The sequence below is a fragment of the Actibacterium pelagium genome (assembly GCF_002285415.1).
Classification (GTDB): domain Bacteria; phylum Pseudomonadota; class Alphaproteobacteria; order Rhodobacterales; family Rhodobacteraceae; genus Actibacterium_B; species Actibacterium_B pelagium.
The window spans coordinates 208,748-226,283 of the sequence record NZ_NSBU01000004.1; the positions used below are offsets into that span (position 1 = coordinate 208,748).

General features: G+C 58.3%; 12 protein-coding genes and 1 pseudogene. All 13 read left to right on the forward strand.

Annotation, left to right across the window (positions count from 1 at the left end; genetic code table 11):
- The first annotated feature begins 159 nt into the window (after window positions 1-159).
- Window positions 160-1,188 (forward strand): type VI secretion system protein TssA, encoded by a 1,029-nt coding sequence (tssA, locus tag CLM58_RS01290; RefSeq protein ID WP_095594105.1) that lies wholly within the window; start codon window positions 160-162, stop codon window positions 1,186-1,188.
- 56 nt (window positions 1,189-1,244) lie between these two features.
- The gene (gene tssB / locus CLM58_RS01295; RefSeq protein WP_095594106.1) at window positions 1,245-1,757 is read left to right on the forward strand and encodes a type VI secretion system contractile sheath small subunit; all 513 of its coding nucleotides are present in this window, start codon (window positions 1,245-1,247) and stop codon (window positions 1,755-1,757) included.
- A gap of 3 nt (window positions 1,758-1,760) precedes the next feature.
- Complete coding sequence (gene tssC / locus CLM58_RS01300; RefSeq protein WP_095594107.1) at window positions 1,761-3,257, forward strand: type VI secretion system contractile sheath large subunit; 1,497 nt, start codon at window positions 1,761-1,763, stop codon at window positions 3,255-3,257.
- A gap of 77 nt (window positions 3,258-3,334) precedes the next feature.
- Window positions 3,335-3,823 carry an Hcp family type VI secretion system effector gene (locus tag CLM58_RS01305; protein ID WP_095594777.1) on the forward strand — a complete coding sequence of 163 codons (489 nt, stop codon included), beginning with the start codon at window positions 3,335-3,337 and terminating at the stop codon, window positions 3,821-3,823.
- Between the two features lie 71 nt (window positions 3,824-3,894).
- On the forward strand, window positions 3,895-4,701 hold the full coding sequence (locus tag CLM58_RS01310; protein WP_095594108.1) for a type VI secretion system accessory protein TagJ: 807 nt from the start codon (window positions 3,895-3,897) through the stop codon (window positions 4,699-4,701).
- Window positions 4,694-5,191, forward strand: coding sequence for a type VI secretion system baseplate subunit TssE (gene tssE / locus CLM58_RS01315; protein ID WP_095594109.1), 498 nt, complete (start codon window positions 4,694-4,696; stop codon window positions 5,189-5,191). The genes CLM58_RS01310 and tssE overlap by 8 nt, the downstream gene beginning before the upstream one ends.
- Entirely contained in the window at window positions 5,192-7,063 is a 1,872-nt protein-coding gene (gene tssF / locus CLM58_RS01320; protein ID WP_095594110.1) for a type VI secretion system baseplate subunit TssF, read from the forward strand. It begins immediately after the preceding gene.
- On the forward strand, window positions 7,027-8,070 hold the full coding sequence (gene tssG, locus CLM58_RS01325) for a type VI secretion system baseplate subunit TssG (RefSeq protein WP_095594111.1): 1,044 nt from the start codon (window positions 7,027-7,029) through the stop codon (window positions 8,068-8,070). Before tssF ends, tssG begins: the two co-directional genes overlap by 37 nt.
- A 25-nt stretch (window positions 8,071-8,095) precedes the next feature.
- Complete coding sequence (tssH, locus tag CLM58_RS01330; protein WP_095594112.1) at window positions 8,096-10,801, forward strand: type VI secretion system ATPase TssH; 2,706 nt, start codon at window positions 8,096-8,098, stop codon at window positions 10,799-10,801.
- A gap of 10 nt (window positions 10,802-10,811) precedes the next feature.
- Window positions 10,812-11,906 carry a hypothetical protein gene (locus tag CLM58_RS01335; RefSeq protein WP_095594113.1) on the forward strand — a complete coding sequence of 365 codons (1,095 nt, stop codon included), beginning with the start codon at window positions 10,812-10,814 and terminating at the stop codon, window positions 11,904-11,906.
- A 29-nt stretch (window positions 11,907-11,935) separates the two neighbouring features.
- Entirely contained in the window at window positions 11,936-12,799 is an 864-nt protein-coding gene (locus tag CLM58_RS01340; protein WP_095594114.1) for an ion transporter, read from the forward strand.
- A pseudogene (gene tssB, locus CLM58_RS17305) lies at window positions 12,792-13,298 on the forward strand (type VI secretion system contractile sheath small subunit); the annotation flags it as partial. The gene CLM58_RS01340 and the pseudogene tssB (CLM58_RS17305), both read left to right, overlap by 8 nt.
- Before the next feature lie 666 nt (window positions 13,299-13,964).
- Window positions 13,965-17,330 carry a type VI secretion system contractile sheath domain-containing protein gene (locus tag CLM58_RS17455; protein WP_373286810.1) on the forward strand — a complete coding sequence of 1,122 codons (3,366 nt, stop codon included), beginning with the start codon at window positions 13,965-13,967 and terminating at the stop codon, window positions 17,328-17,330.
- The last annotated feature ends 206 nt before the right edge of the window (window positions 17,331-17,536 follow it).

Sequence of the window (17,536 nt, forward strand, 5' to 3'; positions counted from 1 at the left end):
GCATTGACTTGACGTAAATCATCACGCTGAATGTGAGGCATTAAGTTGTATGTCGGTCCACCACGATCGTTTTTGACAGCAAGGGGATAGTAACCGGGACCGACGGTTAAACGGATCAAAGAGAGGCTTAAGCCTTCGGCACGATCCAAAGGAGGTAAGATGGACGTTTCTGCGCTTCTGCAGTCGCATGGCGATGATGAGCCAAGCGGCGAGAATCTTGAATACGATCCAGAATTCACCGAAATGGAACTTGCGGCGCAACCGGGCGAAGAAACCCAGGTTGGTGACGAGATCCGCGCTGCCGAAGATCCGAACTATTCCGAAGTGATCGAAAAGGCGATGGGCGTGTTGGGCCGCAGCCACGACTTACGCGCCGCCGTGTTTCTGGCTGAAGCGGTTTTAATGACCAAGGGTCTGAAAGAATTCGCCGAGGTTACCACCTATATTCGCGGCTGTCTGGAAGACTATTGGGGCACCTGCCACCCTGAACTTGACGAAGACGACGACAATGATCCGACGATGCGGATCAACGCCGTTCAGGGTCTGGCTGACGGCGACCGCATGATTAAGGCGTTGCGCCGTACCGCCCTGACCGACAGCCGCGCCTTTGGTCGCCTTTCCCTGCGCCAGATTGAGATGGCCGATGGCACCATTTCGGTTCCCGAGGGTGCCGAGAATGTACCGGACACGGCCTCTGTCAACGCAGCTTTTCAGGATACCGACGACGATGTTCTGGCGGGCTTTGCCGAGGCGATCAGTACTGCACTGGCGGATGTCCGCGCGATCGACGCGGTCTTTTCAGAAAAAACGCCCGGTCAGGGCCCCGAACTTGATCCAACGATTAAAACTCTCAACTCCCTTGCCAAGCGTCTGGCGGAATACACCGGCGGCGAAGCCCCTGCCGAGGAAACGGCAGAAGGTGACGCAGCACCGGCGGCGGTCGGTGGTGGAGGTCCCGCACCGGTCAGCGCACCGGGTGCGATCAACTCTCCGACCGATGTGTCCAACGCCATCGACCGGATCATCAGTTATTACGAACGAAACGAGCCGTCGAGTCCGGTTCCGCTGATGCTGCAACGGGCCAAGCGCCTGGTTAATGCAGACTTCCTGACGATCATGAAAGACATGGCCCCCCAAGGCGTGGACAACGTGAATCTGATCGGCGGCATTGAAGACGACGAATATTAAACACCGGCGCCGCTTTCATTGCGGCGCTTTGCTTTTGAAGAACTAAGGAGCACTCCATGTCTGGCAGTTCACAGAAATTCATAGCGCGGAACCGCGCGCCCCGCGTTCAGATCGAATATGATGTCGAGCTTTATGGCGCCGAAAAGAAGGTGCAACTTCCCTTCGTCATGGGCGTAATGAGCGATCTGGCTGGTAAGTCCGAGGTCGAGCAGCCCGCCGTTGCAGACCGCAAATTCCTTGAGATTGACGTCGACAACTTCGACGAGCGCATGAAGTCGATGGCGCCCCGCGCCGCCTTTACCGTACCCAACACGCTGACCGGCGAAGGCAACATGGCCGTCGACATCACCTTTGAAAGCATGGACGACTTTTCGCCCGCTGCGATCGCCGCGAAAGTCGAGCCGCTGAAAGAGCTTCTGGACGCGCGCACGCAACTGTCGAACCTGATGACCTACATGGACGGTAAAACCGGTGCCGAAGACCTCATCAGCCGCATCATGCAGGACCCGACCCTGCTGAAAACTCTGGCCGCGCAACCGGCCCCGAAAGCAGACGAAGGCGAGGAGTAAATCATGGCTGAACAAGAAGCCCAGGCCGCAGGTGGCGCAGAAGCCACAGCGTTTGGTTCCAGCGAATTCGCGGACCTGCTGCAGAAAGAATTCCGTCCCAAGTCGGATCAGGCGAAAACCGCAGTGGAAAACGCGGTAAAAACGCTGGCCGAACAGGCGCTGTCGAACACGGCGCTGATCTCAGACGATGCGCTCAAGTCGATCGAAAGCATCGTTGCCACCATCGACAAGAAGCTGACCGAACAGGTCAACCTGATCCTGCACCACGAAGAGTTCCAGCAAATGGAAAGCGCGTGGCGCGGCCTGCATTACCTCGTCAACAACACCGAAACCGACGAGATGCTGAAGATCCGGGTCATGAACATCTCGAAGAAGGATATGCACAAGACCCTGCGCAAGTTCAAAGGCACCGCCTGGGACCAGTCGCCGATCTTTAAGAAGCTTTACGAAGAAGAATTCGGTCAGTTCGGTGGCGAGCCTTACGGTACGCTGGTTGCTGACTATCACTTCGACCATTCGCCGCCCGACGTCGAACTTCTGGGCGAAATGTCCAAGATCGCAGCGGCCGCGCATGCTCCGCTGATCACCGGTGCCAAGCCAACCCTGTTCCAGATGGACAGCTGGTCGGAGCTTGCCAACCCGCGTGACCTGACCAAGATCTTCCAGACCCCGGAATATGCCTCGTGGCGCTCGCTTCGTGAAAGCGAAGATTCCAAGTACGTCGGTCTGGCAATGCCGCGCTTCCTTGGCCGCCTGCCCTATGGTTCAAAAACCGATCCGATCGAAGAGTTCGCTTTTGAAGAGGACACCGACGGTTCAGATCACAGCAAATACGGCTGGGTGAACGCGGCCTACGGTATGGCTGTGAACATCAACCGCTCGTTCAAAGAGTTCGGCTGGTGCTCGCGTATTCGCGGTGTGGAAAGTGGTGGTGTGGTGCAGAACTTGCCCTCGCACACCTTCCCGACCGACGATGGTGGCGTGGACCAGAAATGTCCGACCGAGATCGCGATCTCGGACCGTCGCGAGGCCGAACTGGCCAAGAACGGTATGATGCCACTGATCCACCGCAAGAATTCGGATCTGGCGGCCTTTATCGGGGCACAGTCGCTGCACAAGCCTGCGGAATATGATGACCCTGATGCCACCGCAAACGCAAATCTCGCAGCCCGCCTGCCATACCTCTTCGCAACCTGCCGCTTCGCGCATTACCTGAAGTGCATGGTCCGCGATAAGGTCGGCTCGTTCAAAAGCCGCACAGATATGGAAGCCTGGCTGCAAGACTGGATCAACAACTACGTCGACTTTAACGCGGACATTTCGTCGGAGGCCGAGAAAGCTCGTAAGCCTTTGGCATCGGCGGAGGTTGTTGTCGAAGATGTCGAGGGCAACCCCGGCTATTACTCTTCGAAATTTTTCCTACGTCCGCATTACCAGCTGGAAGGACTGTCGGTTTCGCTTCGCCTTGTCTCGAAACTGCCTTCGGAGAAAGGGTCCTAAGCAGCAAAAACATTTCAGCATCAAATCTTTGACACTCAAACAACGAAACACCTTGAAAGGAAAATCTTATGGCAACCATGTTTTGTCAAATCTCTGACATCCCCGGCGACGCGACCGAGAAGAACCACATCAAGTGGATCGTGCTTAAGTCTTTGTCTTGGGGTTTGGAGCGTGCCGTCGAAATGACCGATCTGGGGTCGACCCAGCGTGGTCACGCCAACTCGAACTTCAACAAGGTCGAAGTGACTTCTGAAATGGGCATCGCGTCGAACAAGATCGCGACCTCGGTTGCGAACGGCACCGTCCGCCCGGAAATCATCCTGCACATGTGCCGTTCGGGTGAAAGCGCCTCGGCGGGTCTGGAAGCTTATTCGATCTGGAAGCTGAAAGACGTGATCATCGACAAGTACGAAGTATCGGGTTCGGAAGACGGCATTCCGGAGGAAAACTGGGCGCTCGCCTACATCGCCATCGAGCACGAGTACAAGTCGACCGACCAGAAGACCGCGAAGCTGAAGACCGAGAACACCTTCAAATGGAACGTTCAAACCGGCGACGTCAGCTAAGTTTATTCATGCCCTCGGCCGGTCCGCCGGCCGGGGGTCTTTTTGTTTTGCATTAACTGGGGGTAGGCCGCATGACGCCGGAAGAACATCTCAAATCAGGCGACCTGGCAGCCACGCTGGCCACATTGCAAGACAAGGTACGGGCAGATCCTGCAAACCCCAGCCTTCGCGTTTTTCTTTTTCAGCTGCTGTGCGTTCTGGGCGACTGGAAGCGCGCCATCAACCAGCTGAAAGTCAGCGCCGAGATGGACCCAACAGCCGAGATGATGGCAAAGACCTATCGCGAGGCGATCATCTGTGAGGTCTATCGCGAAAAGGTCTTCGCTGGTGAAAAAGAACCACTGGTCTTTGGCGAGCCGCAAGAATGGCTTGGCCTGTTGATCGAGGCGCAGAAGCAGTTTGGTCAGGGCAAAGTGGCTGAGGCGGCAGAGCTGCGCGAAAAGGCTTTTGAGCAAGCACCGACCACCTCTGGCACTATCAACGGCGAGGCCTTTGAATGGATTGCAGACGCGGACATGCGTCTTGGCCCAGTTCTGGAAGTGATCGTGAACGGCAAATATTTCTGGCTGCCGTTCAACAAAATTTCTTCGCTGGAAATCGAAGAGCCCACCGATCTACGCGATGCGGTCTGGACCGCTGGCACTCTGACCCTGCCAAACGGCGGCGAGATCGTGGCTCTGGTCCCCACGCGCTATGCGGCAACCACCGAACAGGGTGATGACGCGGCCAAGCTGGCGCGCGCGACACAGTGGATCGACGGGGGCTCTGATACCTACGTTGGTCTTGGCCAACGTCTTCTAACCACTGATAAGGCCGATTATGCCCTGATGGACCTGCGCAGTCTCAAGATCAACGCTGTCGAGGGCACCGATGGCTGACAAGCTGCTTGAAGAACGCTTGCAGCCTTCGCTGCTGGATCGTCTCACCGACGATGAACCGACGCAGCTAAAAGAACACCGCGACTCGCGCGTGATCGACATCGTGCGCCTGCGCGACATCATTCAGCGCGATCTGTCCTGGCTTTTGAACACCAACAATATCGAAAGCATGATTGACCGCGAGGCCCTGCCAAACGTGGTGAGCTCTGTCCTGAACTTTGGCGTGGCCGAGGTATCGGGTGAATATTCAACCACCGAGCGGGCCGAGAAGATCCGGCGCTCGATCCGGCGCGCGATCGAACAGCATGAACCGCGTATCGTTCCAGGCTCTGCCGATGTGGAGCTACGGACAGAGGAAGAGTCCGGGGAAATGACGATCAGCTTCGACATTCGCGCCGATATGTGGGCGCAGCCGGTGCCATTGGAATTGTATCTGCGGAGCAATGTCGATCTGACCAGTGGCGAAGTTTCGCTGGAAAGGAGCCGATAGATGGATACGCGGCTTCTAAAACATTACGAAAATGAGCTCGCCTTCATGCGCGACATGGGGGCAGAGTTTGCCGCCGCCTATCCCAAGATTGCCTCGCGTCTGGGAATGGAAGGGATCGAGGTTCTTGATCCCTATGTCGAGCGCTTGTTGGAAGGTGCGGCGTTCCTGTCTGCCCGCGTCCAGCTGGAACTAGAGCTTCAGTTCCCTGCCTTCAGCTCAAACCTGCTGGAAATTGTCTATCCGCAGTATCTGGCGCCGACGCCGTCCATGATGATCGCTCAATTCGACCCGGACGTGGAAAACGCCGCGCTGGCGGATGGCTTTGTCTTGCCGCGCCAGACCATCCTGCGCAGTCGCTTGTTAGAGGGTGAAACCACCCCTTGCGAATTCCGTACGGCCGCCGACATGACCATGTGGCCGGTCGAGATTTCCGAGGTGGAATATATCGACGGGCGCGGCGGACTGGTGGCAGCAGGCGTCACCCGAGACACCCCCGCCCGTGCGGGCATCCGTATTCGCCTACACCGTACCGATGGCGAACCGATCCGCGATCTTGGCCTGGACAAGCTGACCTTGTTCGTCGACCCCGAGGGCGGCAACTCTTGGCAGTTGCACGAACTTTTGTGTACCGAAGCTGTAGGCCTGACCGGACGCTCCACCGACCGCCGAGCGGACTGGACCGAATTTCTGGAAGACGGCGCGCTGGCGGCCAAAGGGTTTGAGCCCGACGAGGCTCTGCTGCCCACCCCGCGCCGGTCCTTCGACGGATACCGCCTGCTGCAGGAATATTTCGCAATGCCAGAGCGGTTCCTGTTCGTGGAACTGCAAGGCTTGGCCCCTGCACTTAAGCGGTCCGAGGGGCAGGATGTTGACATCTATATCCTGCTGAAGGACGGCAATAAGGAGATTGCGCCGGGTATCACCAAGGACGCTTTCACACTGAATGCCGTACCTGCGGTGAACCTGTTCCCGCGCCGATGCGACCGTGTCCATATCTCGGCCCGTGATACAGAACAGCACATCATCCCAAGCCGCACCGCCTCGCTTGATTACGAGATCTACTCGCTGATCAGTGTGACCGGCATCAGCGGCGATGGCGAAGACGACGTGCTATTTCGTCCATTCTATTCTGCCACCGACTTCACAGCCGCTGGTGAGATGCACCCGGCTTATTACACGCTCCGCCGCCGAATGCGGACACGCAGCGAAAAGGAACGTCTGCGCGGGGTTCGCACATCTTATCTGGGGTCCGAAGCCTATGTGACGCTGGTAGACCGCGATCAAGCGCCCTATGGCTCTGACATCGATCAGCTAGCTGTGCAGGCGCTGTGCACAAACCGCGATCTGCCGATGCTTTTGACCGCAGGCGAGGATGATGTATTTCACTTGCCCGAGGGTGGTCCGGTCAAAACGATCCGCACCCCGGTCACGCCCACCCGCCCGCATCCGACGCTGGCTCAGGGCGACACGGCCTGGCGGCTGATCAGCCACCTCAGCCTGAATTATCTGTCGATCACCGGCGAAGACGCGGGCGCCGAGGCGCTACGCGAGCTAGTGGGCATTTATGCCCCGCTTGGCGACCGGGTGATCGAGAAACAGCTTGAAGGCATCCGATCTGTGTCCAGCCGCCCGATCGTACGGCGGATGAGCGATGAGGTGCTGTCGACCGCAGTGCGCGGGCTCGAGATCAAGCTTGGTTTCGACGAAAGTTTCTTTGAAGGCACCAGCGTCTATCTGCTTGGCGCCGTACTAGAGCGGTTCTTCCGCAAATACGTGACACTGAATTCATTTACCGAAACGGTTCTGACGACCGACAGGCGTGGAGAAATTAAGAGATGGAGACCGGAGGCGGGCCTCGCCCAGCTCATCTGAAGCATCTCGCGCGCCTGCAGGAGGCGCCGCAAGAGCATCATATCTTCCACGCCCTGCGCGTGATCGAAGCCGCGAACCCGGATGCGCCGCGCCTTGGTGAAAGCCGCCGCCCGCGCGAAGACCGCGTGCGCTTGGGCCAAGAGGCCGAACTTGCCTTCCCACCTTCGACCATCGCGGATTTCAAGCCCGGGTCGAAAGATGCCCCCGCGCGCCTGACCAATCGGTTCTTTGGCTTTTTTGGTCCGCAAGGACCTCTGCCCTTGCACCTGACCGAATACGCCCGCGACCGTCAGCGCAACCATCGCGATGGCACATTCGTGGCTTTCGCGAATATGCTGACCCACCGGTTGATGAGCCTGTTTTACCGCGCTTGGGCCGCCGGTCAGCCTGCGCCAAGCTTCGATCGCGGCGACGACCCGGTCGAGCGCCGCGTCGCTGCGCTGGCGGGCTATCACGGAGAAAACTTCCACGCGCGCGACGAGATGCCCGATCTGGCGAAACGCCATTTCGCCGGGCACATGTCTGCGGGCTCTCGGTCTGCCGAGGGGCTGGAATCGTTGATCACCGCCTTCTTCAATGTGCCTGTGAAAATTGAACAATTCGTCGGTACATGGCTGGATCTTGAACCCGATGACCGTTGGCAATTGGGCCAGCGTGCGGGGCTGGGTCAGGCGACCTCGATCGGGGAAAAGGTTTGGTCGCGGTCGTCGAAGTTTCGGATCAGGATAGGCCCTCTGCCAATCAAGGATTACGAACGCATGCTGCCAGGGGGCGAGTCGTTGGATCGGCTGCGTGCCTTGGTCCGCAACTATGTGGGCGATAGTCTGGATTGGGATGTGAACCTGATCCTACGCGGCGAAGACGTGCCGCGCGCCAGCCTTGGGGGAACCACCCGCCTGGGTCAGACCAGTTGGACCGAATTACGAAAAGATTTTGATGAAGAGCGCCCGGATGCCGAGGACCTGTACCTATATCCAAACGCGCAGATAGGAATGATGCGGCTGTGAACAGCCCAAGAGGGAGAAGTAGATTATGACAGAGATCAGCCGTGTTGCCTTATTCGGCAAGCTAAACGCTCTGGGGTACAAAGCCGTCGAAGGCGCGACCGTCTTCTGCAAGATGCGCGGGAACCCGTATGTCGAGGTGTCCCACTGGATGCACCAGATCCTTAATGGGCAGGATAGCGACCTGCATCGCATCATTCAGCACTATGATCTGGACCCCGGCAAAATCGCCGCCGAACTGACCCGCGCACTGGATGCGCTGCCCCGTGGCGCCTCGGCCGTATCGGACCTGTCGGATCACCTGATGGACGCGATGGAGCGGGGCTGGGTCTGGGGCTCACTTCTCTACTCCTCGAGCCATGTGCGCACGGGTCACCTGCTGTTGGGTATGCTGAAAACGCCTGCGCTGCGGAATGTGTTGAAAACCATGTCGCCCGAGCTGGGCAGCATCGGGCCCGATGATCTAGCCGACAGCTTTGATGAAGCCACCGATGGCTCGCCCGAAGCAACTCTGTCCGCGCAGGATGGTACTCAGGTCGGTGGAGGGGCTGAGCCCGGTGAAGCCTCTGGCGCGATGTCTCCGGGCGCCATGGGCAAAGGCGAGGCGCTGGAACAATTCTGCACTGATATGACCGAGCAGGCGCGGAACGGTGAGATCGACCCGATCGTAGGTCGCGATGAGGAAATTCGCCAGATCGTCGACGTGCTGATGCGCCGCCGCCAAAACAATCCGATCCTGACCGGTGAAGCGGGCGTGGGTAAGACCGCCGTGGTCGAAGGTTTTGCTTTGCGCATTGCGCGAGGCGACGTGCCGCCTGCCCTGAAAGACGTACGCCTGATGATGCTGGACGTGGGTCTGCTGCAGGCCGGGGCCTCGATGAAGGGTGAATTTGAAAACCGCCTGCGTCAGGTGATTGATGAGGTTCAGGCCAGCCCCGATCCCATCGTGATGTTCGTAGACGAAACCCATACGCTGGTGGGTGCTGGCGGTGCGGCTGGTACGGGCGACGCGGCGAACCTGCTGAAGCCAGCGCTGGCGCGCGGCACGCTGCGGACCATCGGTGCGACCACATGGGCCGAATACAAGAAATACATCGAAAAAGACCCCGCGCTGACCCGCCGCTTCCAAGTGGTGCAGGTGGATGAACCGGATATCCCGAAAGCCGTCCTGATGATGCGCGGCATCGCCTCTATGCTGGAAAAACACCATCGTGTGCAGGTGCTGGACGAAGGCATTGAAGCCGCCGTCAGCCTGTCGGCCCGGTATATCCCGGCGCGTCAGCTGCCGGACAAATCGGTCAGCCTGCTGGACACTGCCTGTGCCCGCGTGGCCGTCAGCCAGCATGCCGTGCCGGCCGAAGTCGACGACAGCCAGCGCCGGATCGAAGCCCTGACCACAGAGCTGGAAATCATCGGCCGTGATGAAACCGCCGGTTACGATGTGACCGACCGCCGCGAAGCGGTGACTGCGGCGAAAGAGGCGGAAGAAGAACGTCTGAAAGGCCTGACCGAACGGTGGGATGCCGAAAAGGCCGTTGTTGAGTCCATTCTGGATCTGCGATCCAAGCTGCGTGAAGGCGGTGCGCCTGTGGATGAAGCCCCAGCCGAGGGCGAAGAAACTGACAGCCCGCTGTCGGACGAAGATCGCGCCAAGCTGATGGATGAACTGAAGGCCAAGAACGATGAACTGACCACGCTGCAAGGTGACAGCCCGCTGATCCTGCCGATTGTGGACCATCAGGCCGTGGCCTCGGTCGTTGGCGACTGGACCGGCATCCCGGTTGGCCGCATGGTCAAGGACGAGCTGGAAACCATCCTGTCTCTGGAAGAACATCTGGCCAAACGCGTGATCGGCCAAGACCACGCGATGAAGATGATCGCCAAGCGCATTCAGACCAGCCGCGCGGGTCTGGACAACCCCAACAAGCCCATCGGTGTCTTCATGCTGGCCGGTACCTCGGGCGTTGGTAAGACGGAAACCGCGCTGGCACTCGCAGAGGTCATGTATGGTGGTGAGCAGAACGTAATCACCATCAACATGTCGGAATACCAAGAGGCCCATACCGTCAGCTCGCTGAAAGGGGCGCCTCCGGGCTATGTGGGTTATGGCGAGGGTGGTGTTCTGACCGAAGCCGTGCGCCGCAAGCCGTATTCGGTGGTGCTGCTGGACGAGGTCGAAAAGGCCCACCCAGACGTGCACGAGATCTTCTTTCAGGTCTTCGACAAAGGCGTCATGGAAGACGGCGAGGGCCGTGTGATCGACTTCAAGAACACGCTAATCTTGCTGACCACGAACGCAGGTTCCGAACTGGTGATGGATATGTGCTCCGACCCCGAACTTCTGCCTGATCCCGAGGGTCTGGCCAAGGCGCTGCGCGAACCATTGCTGAAGGTCTTCCCGCCCGCGCTGTTGGGCCGGATGGTCACGATCCCGTATTACCCACTGTCGCCCTACATGATCGCCGAGATCACCAAGCTGCAATTGGGCCGGATCAAGAAGCGCGTCGAAAGCACACACAACGTGCCCTTCGAATATTCCGATGCCGTTGTCGATACAATTGTCGAGCGGTGTCAGGAACTCGACAGTGGTGGCCGCATGATCGACGCTATTGTCACCAATACGATGCTGCCCGATATCTCGAACGAATTCCTCCGTCGGATGATGGAAGGCAAAGAGGTCGAGAAGGTCGCCATAGATGTGACCGGCGGTCAATTCACCTATAGCTTTGAGTGAGGAATAGACGATGCAGTTTTCCCCAAGTGCCGACGGCTACACAATCAAAGAGCTCTATCGTCTTGAGAGCACGAAAAAGTACATCAAGATGGATGGGGATATCGCCTACTCCTGGAACAACAAGGGTCTGAAGGGCGTCGATAAGGGAACGCTCGACAAATACTTCGCGCTTGTCGGCCAAGAGTTCTGGAGCCACTACAAGAAGACGATCAAAGCCTGGGAAAAGTTCGCTCAGGACAAGATCAACGGCGTCGAGAAAAAGATCATGGCGGCCGAAGCGGCGGTCGAGAAAAAGTTCAAGAAGGTCGTCCCCTCTGCCAAGCAGTTGGAAGAGGCCAAAAAAAAGATCGAAGCCGCACAATCGACCTGGGTCAAAGACGCCCAGAAAGATATCCAGAAGAAATTCGAAGAGCTACTGCCGTCTTTATCCAAGAAAGCCCATGACGCCGTTATCAAGAAACTTGGCAACGCGGGTGGTGCTCTAAAGAAAAAGCACGGCGCTTTTGCCTGGGCTACAGTAAAGTTTGTCGTGGTGGTCGCGGCCATTGTTCTGGCAGCAGTCGCACTTGGCCCGGTTGGGGCTGCGGTTGCCACTGCGGCGGGTGTTGCGGCGCTGACCGCGCTGGTCATCAAGGGCATTTCTACCGGGGTCGGCGCGATCAAGGATGTCGCCGAATATGTGAAACAGTGGAATAAGGTCTCAGACAAGGCCAATGCTGATATCGACGACGCCGTGGCTGCGATCGAAAAAGCCTACAAGACGATGGAGGCCGCAGAGTCGGTCTATCAATCGCTGAAACTGAAGATCGCGACTGCCCAAGGCAATATTGCCGAGATGGAAGAAAAGCTAGGCTCTGAAAAGAACAACAAGAAGATCGCCGAAGCAAAGAAAAAGATCGAATCCGCCCGATCTGAGTTGGAAAAGCTGGCCACGGGCATCGGCTCGCAACCATCCGAGGTTATGGCTCAGCTGAAAGCTGCGCGTGCCGCGATTCAAAAGGCTGACAAGGCCACGCCTAAGCAAGTGAAAGACACAACCGGCAAGATTCTCGACGCGTTGGATCAGGTGGCCGACCTTGCAGACAAGGCAGTATCCGCAGTCTGACGAGGTAAAGAGCGAGCCAGGAAAAGAAAATGGACACAGAAACCCCAGAATCCGAATCTCAACCCACGAAGCGGGATCAGGTGCGCGATTTCGTCGAAACTGCGATAGTTCGGAATACAATTCTGACGATCATCATTTTCAATGCTGTGATGCTGGGACTGTCCACATCTAATTCTGTTATGGCTTCGGCTGGCGGGCTAATCACGTTTTTGGATGACATCGTTCTGACCATTTTCGTCATAGAGCTATTGCTAAAGTTCTATGGCTACGGGTTGCGCTTCTTCTCTAGCGCGTGGAACGTATTCGACTTCTTCGTGGTTGGCGTCGGACTATTGCCTCAGGGCGCGGGCCTATCGGCGTTGCGGGGCCTGCGCGTTATTCGGGCTTTGCGCCTGCTCTCGGTGATCCCGCAAATGCGCGCGGTGGTTCAGGCGCTTCTTGATGCGCTGCCTGGCATGGGTGCCGTAATCGTAATGATATCGATCGTTTTCTATGTCTTCGCCGTCATGGCCACGCTGATGTACGGTGGAACTTTCCCAGAATGGTTCGGCACGCTTGGCGCGTCGCTGTATTCGCTGTTCCAGATCATGACACTGGAAAGCTGGTCTATGGGCATCGTGCGCCCGGTGATGGATGAACACCCGATGGCGTGGTTGTTCTTTGTGCCGTTCATCATCATCACAGCATTCTCGGTCCTGAACCTGTTCATCGGCCTGCTTGTCACCACCATGCAATCAGCAGTGGAAGAAGAGGCAGAGGCTGAAATGGCAAAGCTTCAGGAACTGGTGCGAAGCGAAACAGATATTGTCGATGAACACGTTCTTGAACTGCGTGACGAGATCCGCAGCCTGAGGTCTGAGATCGCTTCTTTGAAAGGCGGTGGTGATGTCTGACTCTCAGAAGTTCATCGCGCGCAACCGCGCCCCTCGCGTCCAGATCGAATATGATGTTGAGGTCTACGGGGCCGAGAAGAAGGTACAGTTGCCATTCGTCATGGGCGTGATGAGCGATCTGGCAGGCAAGTCCAAAGTCAAACAGCCTTCGGTCAGTGACCGCGACTTTCTTGAGATCGACGTCGATAATTTCGACAGCCGAATGAAGGCAATGGCGCCGCGCGTGGCCTTCAGCGTTCCCAATACGCTGACCGGCGAAGGCAACATGCCCGTCGATATCACCTTTGAAAGCATGAAGGATTTCTCGCCCGCGGCCATTGCGGCCAAGGTCGAGCCCCTGCGCCCACTTCTGGAGGCGCGAACACAGTTGCAGAACCTCATGGCCTACATGGACGGCAAGGCCGGGGCCGAGGATCTGATCGAAAAGATTTTGAACGACAAAGCTGCGCTAGCGGCCATCGTGGGCGGGGTTGCCGCACCAGCAGACACCAGTGATGCCGCCCTCGACAGCCTGCGCGACGCCGCCCCGGTCGCGGAAGAGGAAAAGGACACCACCGGCGATGTGTTGTCCGATCTTGCCGCCAAGGCCCCAGACGACGAACCCGTAGCAGACGAGGCGGCGGATGTCTTAGCAGGGCTTGCCGAGACAACGCCTCAGGATGTCCCCGAAAAAGACACGGCTGGGGATATTTTGGCCGAGCTGGCCGCGGACGCGCCGGAAGACACTCCAGAACAAGACGCAGCAGCAGACGTCTTGGCTGACCTCGCAGCAACGGCCCCAGAGGAGAATGTTGCGGAAGATACAGCAGGGGATGTTCTAGCCGGTTTGGCTGAAAGCGCCCCAGAAGAGTCCATCGAAGAAGATAAGGCCGCGGGTGTTCTTGCAGGCCTGGCCGAACAAGCTCCCGACGATGAGGACCCGGATACGGCGGTCGAAGACGCTCTGGCTGGCCTCGCCGAAGCCGCCCCCGACGACATTCCAGAGGCAGACACCGCTGCCGATGTGCTTGCCGATCTCGCTCTTGATGCCCCGCACGAAGAGGCCGCAGATGACACGACGTCTGATGTTCTGGCGGGCTTGGCCGAGACTGCCCCGGTTGAGGACACCCATGATACCAGTGTTGACGATGCACTTGGTGCCTTGGCCGACGCTGCACCGGAAGAGGTGGATGAACAGGACGAAGCCGGTGACATTCTGGCCGAACTTGCGGATATCGCGCCAGAAGACGCCGAACCGGATACGGCGGTCGAGGATGCGCTGGCGGGCCTTTCCGAAGCTGCGCCAGAAGACACCCCCGAAACCGATACCTCTGCAGATATCCTTGCTGATTTGTCGGCGGACGCCCCGCAAGAGGTTCCAGAGGACAACACCACAACAGATGTTTTGGCGGAACTGGCTGAAGCCGGTTTTGAGGAAGAAATCGAGGATACCAGTGTCGATGACGCCCTGTCGGGTCTAGCGGATGCTGCTCCAGAAGAGGTAGCAGCGGAAGACTCCGCTGAAGATATTCTCTCTGAGCTCGCCGAAGCCGCCCCTGATACCGCGGAAGACGTCGATACCGCTGCAGATGTTCTGAGCGATCTTGCGGCTGACGCGCCAGAAATTCCGGTAGTGGAAGACACCGCGCTCGACGATGCACTTGCAGGATTGGCAGAAGCAGCCCCCGAGGAAGAGATTGACGACAATTCCGACGACATTCTCGCCGGGCTTGCAGATCTTGGTATCGAAGAGGAAGCCGAAGATGATGCAGATGACATCCTTGCAGGGCTGGCGGACGCGGTCCCGGAAGAGACTGCAGAAGAAGATGACGCCGACGATATCCTTGCGGGACTGGCCGATCTCGATCTAGAGGAGGACACTGAAGACACCGCACTGGATGATGCTCTGGGCGACTTGGCGGACGCGGCGCCGACCGACGAAGAGGCGGCGGACGAAACGGGTGACATTCTCGATGACTTATTAGCCTCGGACCTACCCAACGACGAGGAAGATTCTTCTGTCGAAGACGCTTTGGCGGGACTGGCTGAATCTGCGCCCGAAGCGGCCGAGGCAGACGATGGGCTGGATGACATCCTGTCGGACCTGGGCGCGACAGAACTTGAGGCTGAGCAGGATGACGACGGTCTGGACGATATCCTTGCCGACCTGACACAGGAGGCGTCGGAAGACACGCCAGAGGACGGGGTAGATGACATCTTAGCCGACCTCGGAGCCGTCGATGTGGCGGAACCGGAAGAAGATGATTTGGGCGATATCCTCGCTGATCTGACCGACGACGCAGAGACTGCGTCTGAGGACGACGGGCTGGATGACCTGCTGGCTGATCTTGGCGCCAGCGATCTGGACGATCCCGCAGCCGAGGACGCGACTGACAACATCCTCGCCAGTCTTGAAGCCCCTGCAGAAGCAGAGGCCGAAGATGATCCGCTTGATGATCTGCTGGCAGACCTTTCGGCCGAGGATGACCCGGATCTTTCGGAACTTCTGGCGATGGGTGAAGAAGACGCCGAAGATCAGGAAGAAGAAGACAGCGATCTGGATGACCTTCTGGGGGACCTTGTGGGTGACGCGTCGGACGACGATGAGGATATGGACGAAGTCGATGATCTTCTTGACGATCTTCTGGACGAAGAGCCAGAGGAAGAGCCGGCCGAGGAGGATGGTGATGATCTTGATGCACTATTAGCCTCGTTGGGCGATGACGACGACGAAGCAGATGACGACGGAGATCTGGACGCACTGCTTGCGGATCTGGACGGCGATGACCCGAGCGACGCAGCCGAGGCGGATATGAGCGAGACCGGAAAAGCCACGATGACCGATGAGCCCGAGTTTGCCTTCGGGACACTTAGTGCTGACCGGCCTGATGCAGCCAAGCTGAACCGGAAACGGTTCAGGATCGCGCTGATGGGTGATTTCTCGGGCCGTTCGGCGCGCGGGTTGATCGAGACCGGGGATGCACTGGCCGCACGAAAAGGTGTGATGCTGGACGTGGATACGGTCGAGGACGTGATCGAAAGCTTTGCGACCACGCTGGTTCTGCCCATCGGCAAGGACGAAGCGGGGATCGAGGTCACGCTGAAAGAGCTGGACGACCTACATCCCGACGAACTGTATGAGAAGGTCGAGTTGTTCGACGCACTGAATTCGTTGAAAAGCCAACTGACCAGCGGAGCGACGGCGGCGAATGCCGCAAAGCAATTGACCGAGTGGGGTGAAACCTTTGGGCAGAAGGTGAAACCACCCAAATCTCGGTCCGGCGGAAATGCCGTGCCAGCCGACCTGCGCCTTAGTGATTTCCAGACACTGATCGGGGACACAAAACCGCGCGCCCAAGAAGCCTCGCCCGTGGATGATCTGATTGCCCGTGTCGTCGGGCCCCACATCAAGGCGATCCCGTCAGCAGACCAGATGGCGATGCAGGGGGCCGTGGACGAGGCCTTGTCCTCCGCTATGCGGCTGGTGTTGCATCACCCCGAATTCCAGTCGATTGAGGCACAGTGGCGATCGCTTGATATGATCGCGCGCAATATCGAAACCGACGATACGCTGGACGTGGTGCTATATGACATTTCGGCCGAGGAAATCGCCGCCGATCTAGCAACCGCCACCGACCTGACTGAGAGCGGCGTAATGCGCCTACTGACCGAAGACCCGCTGGACGAGGAAAACGGGCGCGGCGGTTTCTCGGCCCTGATCGGCATGTACACGTTCGAGGAAACGCCGCCACACGCAGAAATCCTTGGCCGGATTGGCCGGGTGGCTGCCCATTTGGACGCGCCCTTCTTCAGCGCGATTACCCCTGCCTTTCTGGACACCGCCAAAGAAGACCGTCACCCGCTGGTGGCCGAGGCCTGGGACACCCTGCGCGGCATGCCAGAAGCCGGACATCTGGGCGTCGTCAGCCCCCGGTTCCTGCTGCGCCGCCCTTATGGCCAGAAGACAGAGCCGATCTACGAATTCGACTTCGAAGAGTTTACCCCTCAGGAAGGCCTGTCGGGAATGCTTTGGGCGAATCCCGTTGTTCTGATCGCGATCCTTCTTGCCAAGTCGTTCAAGACCCACGGCAAGGCGATGCAGCTTGGCAAGATCATGTCGATGGGCGAGATGCCCTATCACTTTGTCACCGATCGCTTCGGCGATCAGGTGCAACTGCCCTGTACCGAGCGCAACCTGACGTTGGAGACCACCGAGAAGGTCATGGTGCGGGGTTATATGCCCGTCGTGTCGATGAAGGGTCGGGACGAGGTGCGCCTTGCCTCGTTCCAGTCGCTTGGCGGGTCAGAAATTCTTGGGCCGTGGACCGGGGTGGAACCGCCCCCGCCCTCGCCACCCAAACCGAAACCTGCTGCGGCTGACGAGGCTGCAGAGGATCTCGACCTTGATGATCTGGACCTTGGTTCGGATGACGATGGCGATTTGGGAGATCTGGATGATCTGCTCGCCGGCTTCGGGGACGATGATGACGCTGATGATGCGGACGATGATGATATGGACGCAGAACTGGCCGCTTTGCTGGAGGGCCTCTAATGGGACACCTGCCCGCCGGTACCAATTTATCCTCCTATTACCGGAGGTCGCGCATATTCTTCTGCGCAGAACATTTTGATGAACCCACGCAGGACCGGGCAATCGCCGTTCATTTCGATGGCGCCGGTGTCTGCGGGCCGAACCGGGCTGGGCCCGGCGCACCAATTACGGTGCAGGGGCAATTGCCGCCCGTTCGGCCATCAAGC

Bases quoted from the DNA above. Each gene is read 5' to 3' on its own strand.
- tssF (WP_095594110.1), top strand. From the start codon at position 5,192: ATGGATACGCGGCTTCTAAAACATTACGAAAATGAGCTCGCCTTCATG.
- CLM58_RS01335 (WP_095594113.1), top strand. From the start codon at position 10,812: ATGCAGTTTTCCCCAAGTGCCGACGGCTACACAATCAAAGAGCTCTAT.
- CLM58_RS01305 (WP_095594777.1), top strand. From the start codon at position 3,335: ATGTTTTGTCAAATCTCTGACATCCCCGGCGACGCGACCGAGAAGAAC.
- CLM58_RS01340 (WP_095594114.1), top strand. From the start codon at position 11,936: ATGGACACAGAAACCCCAGAATCCGAATCTCAACCCACGAAGCGGGAT.
- tssA (WP_095594105.1), top strand. From the start codon at position 160: ATGGACGTTTCTGCGCTTCTGCAGTCGCATGGCGATGATGAGCCAAGC.
- tssC (WP_095594107.1), top strand. From the start codon at position 1,761: ATGGCTGAACAAGAAGCCCAGGCCGCAGGTGGCGCAGAAGCCACAGCG.
- tssE (WP_095594109.1), top strand. From the start codon at position 4,694: ATGGCTGACAAGCTGCTTGAAGAACGCTTGCAGCCTTCGCTGCTGGAT.
- CLM58_RS01310 (WP_095594108.1), top strand. From the start codon at position 3,895: ATGACGCCGGAAGAACATCTCAAATCAGGCGACCTGGCAGCCACGCTG.
- tssB (WP_095594106.1), top strand. From the start codon at position 1,245: ATGTCTGGCAGTTCACAGAAATTCATAGCGCGGAACCGCGCGCCCCGC.
- tssG (WP_095594111.1), top strand. From the start codon at position 7,027: ATGGAGACCGGAGGCGGGCCTCGCCCAGCTCATCTGAAGCATCTCGCG.
- tssH (WP_095594112.1), top strand. From the start codon at position 8,096: ATGACAGAGATCAGCCGTGTTGCCTTATTCGGCAAGCTAAACGCTCTG.